General features: G+C 72.2%; 8 protein-coding genes. All 8 read left to right on the top strand.

Annotated features, from left to right (window positions below):
• Nucleotides 1–646, top strand: a 646-nt coding sequence (locus HGA02_RS05655) for a maleylpyruvate isomerase N-terminal domain-containing protein (protein WP_210728213.1), incomplete at its 5' end; no start/stop codon positions are given.
• Nucleotides 647–687: 41 nt separating this feature from the next.
• On the top strand, nucleotides 688–1,446 hold the full coding sequence (locus HGA02_RS05650; RefSeq protein WP_168678178.1) for an ABC transporter ATP-binding protein: 759 nt from the start codon (nucleotides 688–690) through the stop codon (nucleotides 1,444–1,446).
• Entirely contained in the window at nucleotides 1,443–2,174 is a 732-nt protein-coding gene (locus tag HGA02_RS05645; protein ID WP_168678177.1) for an ABC transporter permease, read from the top strand. The genes HGA02_RS05650 and HGA02_RS05645 overlap by 4 nt, the downstream gene beginning before the upstream one ends.
• A 145-nt stretch (nucleotides 2,175–2,319) precedes the next feature.
• Complete coding sequence (locus HGA02_RS05640; protein WP_343035294.1) at nucleotides 2,320–3,333, top strand: LacI family DNA-binding transcriptional regulator; 1,014 nt, start codon at nucleotides 2,320–2,322, stop codon at nucleotides 3,331–3,333.
• A gap of 115 nt (nucleotides 3,334–3,448) precedes the next feature.
• The gene (locus HGA02_RS05635; RefSeq protein WP_168678176.1) at nucleotides 3,449–4,825 is read left to right on the top strand and encodes an extracellular solute-binding protein; all 1,377 of its coding nucleotides are present in this window, start codon (nucleotides 3,449–3,451) and stop codon (nucleotides 4,823–4,825) included.
• Nucleotides 4,826–4,894: 69 nt separating this feature from the next.
• Nucleotides 4,895–5,845: a carbohydrate ABC transporter permease gene (locus HGA02_RS05630; RefSeq protein ID WP_168678175.1), complete on the top strand. Its 951-nt coding sequence runs from the start codon at nucleotides 4,895–4,897 to the stop codon at nucleotides 5,843–5,845.
• Nucleotides 5,842–6,789: a carbohydrate ABC transporter permease gene (locus tag HGA02_RS05625; protein WP_168678174.1), complete on the top strand. Its 948-nt coding sequence runs from the start codon at nucleotides 5,842–5,844 to the stop codon at nucleotides 6,787–6,789. The genes HGA02_RS05630 and HGA02_RS05625 overlap by 4 nt, the downstream gene beginning before the upstream one ends.
• 76 nt (nucleotides 6,790–6,865) lie before the next feature.
• Nucleotides 6,866–8,290 (top strand): beta-galactosidase (locus HGA02_RS05620; RefSeq protein WP_210728212.1); only part of this gene is annotated, 1,425 nt, incomplete at its 3' end.

Raw genomic sequence — 8,290 nt, 5'->3', positions numbered from 1 at the left:
CGCGGTGGTGGACGTGGGCGGCGACCCGCCGGGGGGCATCGACGGCCCGGAGCGCGAGCCGGACGACGCGCTCGTGCCGTTCCTGCGCACGCGGACCGGGGCGCTGCTCGACGCGTTCGACGCGCACGACCCGTCGGAGCGGTGCTGGTCGTGGTCGCCGCACGGCGGCGACGTGGCGTGGGCGCTGCGACGGCAGGCGCACGAGGCGCTGGTGCACCGCGTCGACGCGGAGCAGGTCGCGGGGCTCGAGGTCGGTGCGCCGCCGGTCGAGGTCGCCTCTGACGGGGTCGACGAGATGCTCGCCGTGATGATGAGCGGCCTCCCGCCGTGGGCGACGTTCACGCCCGACGACGGCGGACGCGTGCTCGTCGTCGCGTCCGACGCGGGTCGCTCGTGGCTGGTCGCGCTCGGGCGCTTCACGGGGACGTCGCCGCGGACGGGCAGGACGTACGACCTCGACGCGGGTGAGCTGGTCGCGCGCGACGTCACTCCGCAGGACGCGCGCAGCACGGCGACGCTCACGGGCTCGGCGTGGGACCTCGACCGCTGGCTGTGGGGCCGGGGGCCGCTGGACGCGCTCGCGGTCGAGGGGGAGCGTGCCGTCGTCGACCGGTTCCGCGAGGTGCTCGTCGAGTCGAGCCAGTAGGCCCTTGCCCCGCCGCGCCCACGAGGAGCACAATTCCTCGCATGGGGAATAACACCCCGGCGGTCCACGTCGTCGGTCTGCGCGTCGTCCGTGGTGGTCGGCCCGTGATCGACGCGCTCGACCTCGCGGTGCCGCGGCGGCAGGTGGTCGGGCTGCTCGGCCCGAGCGGCAGCGGCAAGACGACGCTCATGCGCGCGATCGTCGGCGCCCAGGTCGTCGCGGGCGGCGACGTGCTCGTCTTGGGCGAGCCCGCCGGTGCGCCCGCGCTGCGGCGGCGCATCGGCTACGTGACGCAGGCCCCGAGCGTGTACTCCGACCTCACCGTCACCGAGAACCTCCGGTACGCCGCGGCGATCCTCGGGCTCGGCCAGCGCGAGGTGGACCGCGCGCTCGACGAGGTGGACCTGACGGCGCGCGCGAAGCAGACGATCGGCACGCTCTCGGGCGGTGAGCGGTCCCGCGTCTCCCTCGCGATCGCGCTGCTCGGGCACCCCGAGCTGCTGGTCCTCGACGAGCCGACCGTCGGCCTCGACCCCGTGCTGCGCCGCGACCTGTGGGACCTGTTCGGCCGGCTCCGCGACGCGGGCGCGAGCCTGCTGGTGTCGAGCCACGTGATGGACGAGGCGGTCCGGTGCGACCGGCTGGTCCTCATGCGCGAGGGCGGGGTCCTCGCGGACGCGACCCTCCCCGAGCTGCTCGCGCAGACCGGTGCACCCGACGCGGAGCACGCGTTCCTCGCCCTCGTCGACGCGGCGAACGCGTCGGCCGGACCCGCCGCCGCCGCCGGGAGTCCGTCGTGAGCCCCCGCCTGACGGCCGCGACCGCCACGCGCGTCCTCACGCAGCTGCGCCACGACCACCGCACGATCGCGCTGGTCCTGCTGCTGCCGTGCCTGCTCATCGGCCTGATCGCGTGGATGTTCGACGGGACGCCGGTGCTCGACCAGTTCGGGCCGCTGCTCGTCGGGCTGTTCCCGCTGCTGGTGATGTTCCTGGTGACGAGCGTCGCGACGCTGCGAGAGCGCACGTCGGGCACGCTCGAGCGGCTCATGACGCTCCCGATCGGCCGCGCGGACGTCGTCGTCGGCTACGCGATCGCGTTCGCGGTGCTCGCGTCGGTGCAGGCGCTCGTCGTGGTGGGGTTCGCGGTGGGCATGTGCGGGATGGACGTGGCCGGCCCGATCGGCCTGGTGATCCTGGTCGCGGTGCTGGACGCGGTCCTCGGGTGCGCGCTGGGGCTGGGTGCGTCCGCCCTCGCCCGGACCGAGTTCCAGGCGGTGCAGCTCATGCCGGCGGTGATCTTCCCGCAGATCATCACGTGCGGTCTGCTCATGCCCCGCGACGAGATGCCGCAGCTGCTCGAGTGGCTGTCGCGGATCTTCCCGCTCACGTACGCGCTCGACGCGATGCAGAAGCTCGCAGCCGGGTCGGGCTGGTCGGACGTCCGCGGTGACGTGGGCGTCGTGGCGCTCTTCATCGTCGGCGCCCTGGTCGTGGGTGCGTCCACCCTCCGCCGCCGCACGCCCTGACGACGCGACGGTGCGCGCCCGTGGGAGCGCGACCGTCTCTGAATCGTCACAATCCTGTGATCCACGCCACTTGACTACGTAGTCATCCAGTGGTTTGACTACGTAGTCATCGGGCAGAGCCGACCGAAGGGACATCGTCGTGGCCGTGGAGCGAGCAGTCGTCGCGATGGACGTCGCACGCGCCGCGGGCGTCTCGCAGAAGACGGTCAGCCGCGTCATCAACGGCGACCCCCACGTCCGCCCCGAGGTCCGCGACCGCGTCCGCCAGGCCGCCACGACGCTCGGCTACCGGCCCAACCGCGCGGCCCGCCAGCTCGTGTCGGGCCGCAGCAGGACGATCGGCGTGCTGTCCGTCGGGTCCACCGACTTCGGCCCGGCGTCGATCATGGTCGGCATCGAGCGGGCGATCCGCGAGGCCGGCTACGCGATGTCGGTCGTCAACACGCTCGAGGGTGACCCGGAGAGCATCACGGGCTCGCTGCTCGACCTCGTCGAGCAGGGCGTCGACGGCATCGCGGTCAACGAGCCGGTCGGTGTCTTCACGCTCGACGCGGCGCAGGTCGGCGACCTGCCGCTCCTCAGCCTGTCGGGCCGCTACGGCATCTCGACCAACGAGCTCATGGTCGACGCCGACCAGGCGGGCGGCGGCCGCGCCGCGACCGAGCACCTGCTGAGCCTGGGCCACCGCACGGTCCACCACGTCGCGGGACCGTCCGGCTGGCGGTCCGCGGGCCTGCGCGCCGACGGCTGGCGCGACACGCTCGTGCGCGCGGGCGCACCCGTCCCGGAGGTCCAGCACGGCGACTGGAGCGCCCCGTCGGGCTACGCCGTCGGGCAGCGTCTCGCCGCCGACCCCGACGTCACCGCCGTCTTCGTCGCGAACGACCACATGGCGATCGGCGTGCTGCGCGCGTTCGCCGACGCGGGCCGCGACGTCCCCGGCGACGTGTCCGTCGTCGGCTTCGACGACATCCCCGAGGCCGCGTACCTGACGCGCGCCCTCACCACGATCCGCCAGGACCTCACGCACCTGGCCTCGTTCGGCGTCCGGCTCCTCGTCGACGCCATCGAGAACCCGCGACGGCAGGACCGTCGCGAGGACGTCCCGGTCGAGCTCGTGGTCCGGGAGACGACAGCAGCACCCTGCGGGCGGGGCTGACCCAGCCGCACCCGCACACCGGCCCACGAGGCCAACCCGGGCGTCCCGCCGCGCACCGTCGCGGCGGGACGCGCGCACCGACCGGACCAGCACGACCTTCACGAAGGAGTGGAGCATGTCGAGGACGATCACGTGGCGGCGCAAGGCCGCCGGGCTCACCGCGGGCGTCGCCGTGGCGGCGCTCGCCCTCACCGCCTGCAGCGGCGGCGGCGGGACCGACGGCGGCGGCGAGACGACCGGCCCCGTCAGCCAGGCCGACATCGACGAGGCCATGAAGACGCCCACCAAGCTGACCTTCTGGACGTGGGTCCCCGACATCGAGAAGGAGGTGAAGCTCTTCGAGGACGCCTACCCGGCGATCGACGTCGAGGTCGTCAACGTCGGCCAGGGCGCCGACCACTACCAGAAGCTGCGCAGCGCGCTGAAGGCGGGCGAGGGCGCGCCCGACGTCGCCCAGGTCGAGTTCCAGCACCTGTCGTCGTTCGCGCTGGGCGACAACCTGCTCGACCTCACGCCGTACATGCCCGAGGACATCGGCGACGACTACGTGCCGTGGGTGTGGGAGCAGGTCAAGTCGACCGACGGCGAGAAGGTGTGGGGCGTCCCGCAGGACTCGGGCCCGATGGGCCTGCTCTACCGCGAGGACCTGCTGTCGCAGCACGGCATCGAGGTCCCGACGACGTGGGACGCGTTCGCCCAGGCGGCGACCGACCTGCACGCGGCGGACCCGAACCTCTACCTGACGAACATCCCCGGCAACGACATGGGCCAGTTCACGGCCCTGCTCTGGCAGGCCGGTGCGCGGCCGTTCGGCTGGGACGGCAAGGAGACCGTGACGATCGACCTGTCCTCGGACGAGGCGACGCAGGTCGCGCAGTACTGGGGCGACCTCATCGCGTCCGACGCGGTCTCGGTCGACCCGGACTTCACCGACGCCTGGTACCAGGGGCTCGCGAACGGCAAGTACGCGTCGTGGGTCGCCGCCGCGTGGGGGCCCGTGTTCCTGCAGGGCACGGCCGCCAACACGTCGGGCCTGTGGCGCGCGTCGACGATCCCGCAGTGGGAGGACGGCCAGAACATCTCGGCCAACTGGGGCGGCTCGTCCGACGCGGTGCTCGCGTCGACGAAGAACCCGATCGCCGCGTCGCAGCTCGCGCTGTGGATCAACCACGACAAGGCGTCGGCGATGACGATGGCGACGGAGCAGTTCCTGTTCCCGACCACGAACGAGGTCCTCGAGGACCCGCAGTTCGCGGACCAGCAGGCCGAGTTCTACGGCGGCCAGGAGGTCAACAAGCTGTTCGCGGAGATCTCCTCGACGGTCGAGCCGGACTTCGGCTGGCTGCCGTTCATGGACTACGCCTACTCCGCCGGTGAGGAGACCGTCGGCAAGGCGATCGCCGACAAGACCGACCTGGTCGAGGCCATGCAGGCGTGGCAGGACAAGCTCACGACCTACGCCGAGCAGCAGGGCTTCACCGTCGCCGACTGAGGGACCGCCGGTCCCGCGGCACTCCGCAGGCCGCGGGACCGGCCCCCTCACCGACCCCGGGAGACACCGATGACCGACGTCGTCACGCCCGAGCGCACCCTCGCGCAGCCCCGGAAGCACCGGCACTCGTCGCCGATGCGCCGCAAGCAGAACGCCACCGCGTACCTGCTCATCGCGCCGTTCGTCGCGATCTTCGTCCTGTTCCTCGTCACGCCGCTCGTCTACGCGGGCTACCTCAGCCTGTTCCGCGAGCAGCTCGTCGGCGGCACGGCCTTCGTCGGGCTCGAGAACTACAGCCGCGCGCTGTCCGACCCGTCGTTCCTGTCGGGCGTCGGGCGCATGACGCTCTTCCTGGTCATCCAGGTGCCGGTCATGCTCGGGCTGTCGCTGCTGTTCGCGCTCCTGCTCGACGCGGGCGTGCTGTACCTGCAGCGCTTCATCCGGCTCGGCATCTTCGTCCCGTACGCGGTGCCCGGCGTCGTCGCGGCGCTCATGTGGGGCTACCTGTACGGCCCGGACTTCGGGCCCGCCGCGCAGATCGCCGACGCGGTCGGCGTCCCCGCGCCGCCCTTCCTGTCGGCCGACTGGATGCTGTTCTCGATCATGAACATCGTCACGTGGGAGTTCGTCGGCTACAACATGATCATCATCTACGCCGCGCTGCGGGCGATCCCCGCGGAGCTCTACGACGCGGCGTCCGTCGACGGGGCCGGTGCGGTCCGCACCGCGTGGAGCATCAAGATCCCGGCCGTGCGCCCGGCGCTCCTGCTGACGCTGATCTTCTCCGTGATCGGCACGTTCCAGCTCTTCACCGAGCCGAACCTGCTGCAGTCGCTCGCGCCCAACGTGATCGGCACCGACTACACGCCGAACCTCTACGCGTACAACCTCTCGTTCATCAACCGTGACCTGAACTACGCCGCGGCGATCGCCTTCGTGCTGGGCATCGTCATCATGATCGTCTCCTACGTGGTGCAGCTGTCGGCGCAGCGCAGGGAGCGCAAGGAGCGTGCCCGATGACCACGACGACGATCAGCACGCCCGCGGACCGCCGCGCGTCCGGGCCCGCCCAGCCGGCGGCACCGCGCAGCCGGCGCCGCCGCGCGCACTCGAGCGACCAGCCCCGCCGCAGCCCGCTGCTGTCGGTGCTCATGCTCCTCGCGCTCGTGTACTTCCTGCTCCCGCTGTTCTGGCTGGTCGTGGCCTCGACGAAGTCGAACGCGGACCTGTTCTCCTCGTTCGGGCTGTGGTTCGCGCAGTCGATGTCGCTGTGGGAGAACATCCAGGCGGTGTTCACCGCGCAGGACGGCGTCTACCTGCTGTGGATGCGCAACACGGTGTTCTACGCGGGCACGGCTGCCGTCGGCGCCGCGTTCCTCGCGACCGCGGCCGGCTACGCCTTCGCGAAGTACCGGTTCCCCGGCAGCAACGCGATCTTCAGCGGCATCCTCGGGTCCATCATGATCCCGACGACGGCGCTCGCGATCCCGACGTACCTGCTGTTCGCGAAGGCCGGCCTGACGAACACGCCGTGGGCGGTCATCCTGCCCTCGCTCGTCAGCCCGTTCGGGGTGTTCCTCATGCGGGTGTACGCGGCCGACGCGGTCGACGACACCCTCATCGAGGCGGCCCGCGTGGACGGTGCCGGGGAGCTGCGGATCTTCTTCCAGGTCGCACTGCGGCTGCTGGTCCCGGGCCTCGTGACGGTCCTGCTGTTCACGCTCGTGGCGACGTGGAACAACTACTTCCTGCCGCTCATCGTGCTCAACAGCCCCGACCTGTTCCCGCTGACGGTCGGCCTCGCGCAGTGGCAAGCCACCGCCGCCGGCGGCTCGGGCTCCAGGCCGCTGTTCTCGAGCGTCATCACCGGGTCGCTCATCTCGATCATCCCCCTGATCGTCGCGTTCCTGTTCCTGCAGCGGTACTGGCAGTCCGGGCTCGCGACGGGCTCCGTCAAGGGCTGACGCGCCCCCTGTTCCCGCCGCGCGCGCTGTCGCTCGCGGCCCCTGATCCACCGAGACACCCGGCTGAGGAGACCTCATGTCCGTGCAGCACGACCGCGTCCGCTTCGGCGCCGCGTACTACCACGAGTACCACGGCCCCGGCGCCGACCCGACGCCCGGCGACCTCAAGCGCGACCTCGACCTCATGGCCGCCGCCGGGTTCACGGTGATCCGCGTCGGCGAGTCGGTCTGGTCCACCTGGGAGCCGTCCGACGGGCGGTTCGACCTCGACTGGCTCGAGCCGGTGCTCGACGGCGCGCACGAGCGCGGCATCGACGTCGTGCTCGGCACCCCGACGTACGCGGTGCCGCCGTGGCTGGTCCGCCGGTACCCGGAGATCGCGGGCGAGTCCGCGACGGGCCGGCCGATGGGCTGGGGTGCGCGGCAGGAGGTCGACTTCACGCACCCGGTGTTCCGCTGGTACGCCGAGCGCGTGCTGCGCCGGATCGTCGAGCGCTACCGCGACCACCCGGCCGTCGTCGGGTACCAGGTCGACAACGAGCCGGGCCTGCACCTGCTGCACAACCGCGGGATCTTCGAGCGGTTCGTCGACCACCTCCAGGACACGTACGGCGACGTCGAGACGCTCAACCGCGAGTGGGGCCTCGTCTACTGGTCGCACCGCCTCTCGACGTGGGCGGACCTGTGGACGCCCGACGGCAACGCGCAGCCGCAGTACGACCTCGCGTGGCGGCGGTTCCAGGCGTCGCTCACGACGGAGATGATCGACTGGCAGGCGCAGGCCGTGCGCGCGCTGGCACGGCCTGGGCAGTGGGTCACGACATGCATCGCGTACGAGCGGCCCGCGCTCGAGGACGCCGACCTCGCGTCGGTCCTCGACGTGACCAGCGGCAACGCGTACTACACGATGCAGGACGGCCTCGCGCACCCGTCGGCGGCGGTCGTGCCGCAGTCCTGGACCGCGACGGGGACGTGGGCGCTGTTCCAGGTGGCCGACGTCATGTGGTCGTCGCGCGACGAGCCCTTCCTGGTGACCGAGACCGACGCGCAGGCCATCGGCGGCCCGTCGACGAACCTGCCCGCCTACCCAGGGCAGTGGCGGCAGGCCGCGTGGGCGCTCGTCGCGCGCGGTGCGCGGATGGTCGAGTACTGGCACTGGCGCACGCTGCACTACGGCGCCGAGACGTACTGGGGCGGCGTGCTGCCGCACAGCGGCGTGCCCGGCCGGGCGTACCGCGAGATCGCCGGCCTGGGGGTCGAGCTCGGACGCGTCGGCGGGCTGCTCGCCGACGCGACGCCCGACGCCGACGTCGCGATCTGGCACCACGGCGCGAGCCGCTGGGCGCTCGCGGGCCAGCCGCCGTTGCAGACGCCGTCCGGCGAGGGCGACCCGCTGTCGTACCCCCGCATCGTCGCGTCCTTCTACCGGGGCGCGTTCGACGCGGGCCTGCAGGTGCGGGTCGTGCGCCCGCAGCACGTGGGCGCGGAGGACCCCGCGGCC

The organism is Cellulomonas septica (assembly GCF_012396155.1).
Taxonomy (GTDB): domain Bacteria; phylum Actinomycetota; class Actinomycetes; order Actinomycetales; family Cellulomonadaceae; genus Cellulomonas; species Cellulomonas septica.
This window is presented reverse-complemented; position numbering and strand designations above follow the sequence as displayed.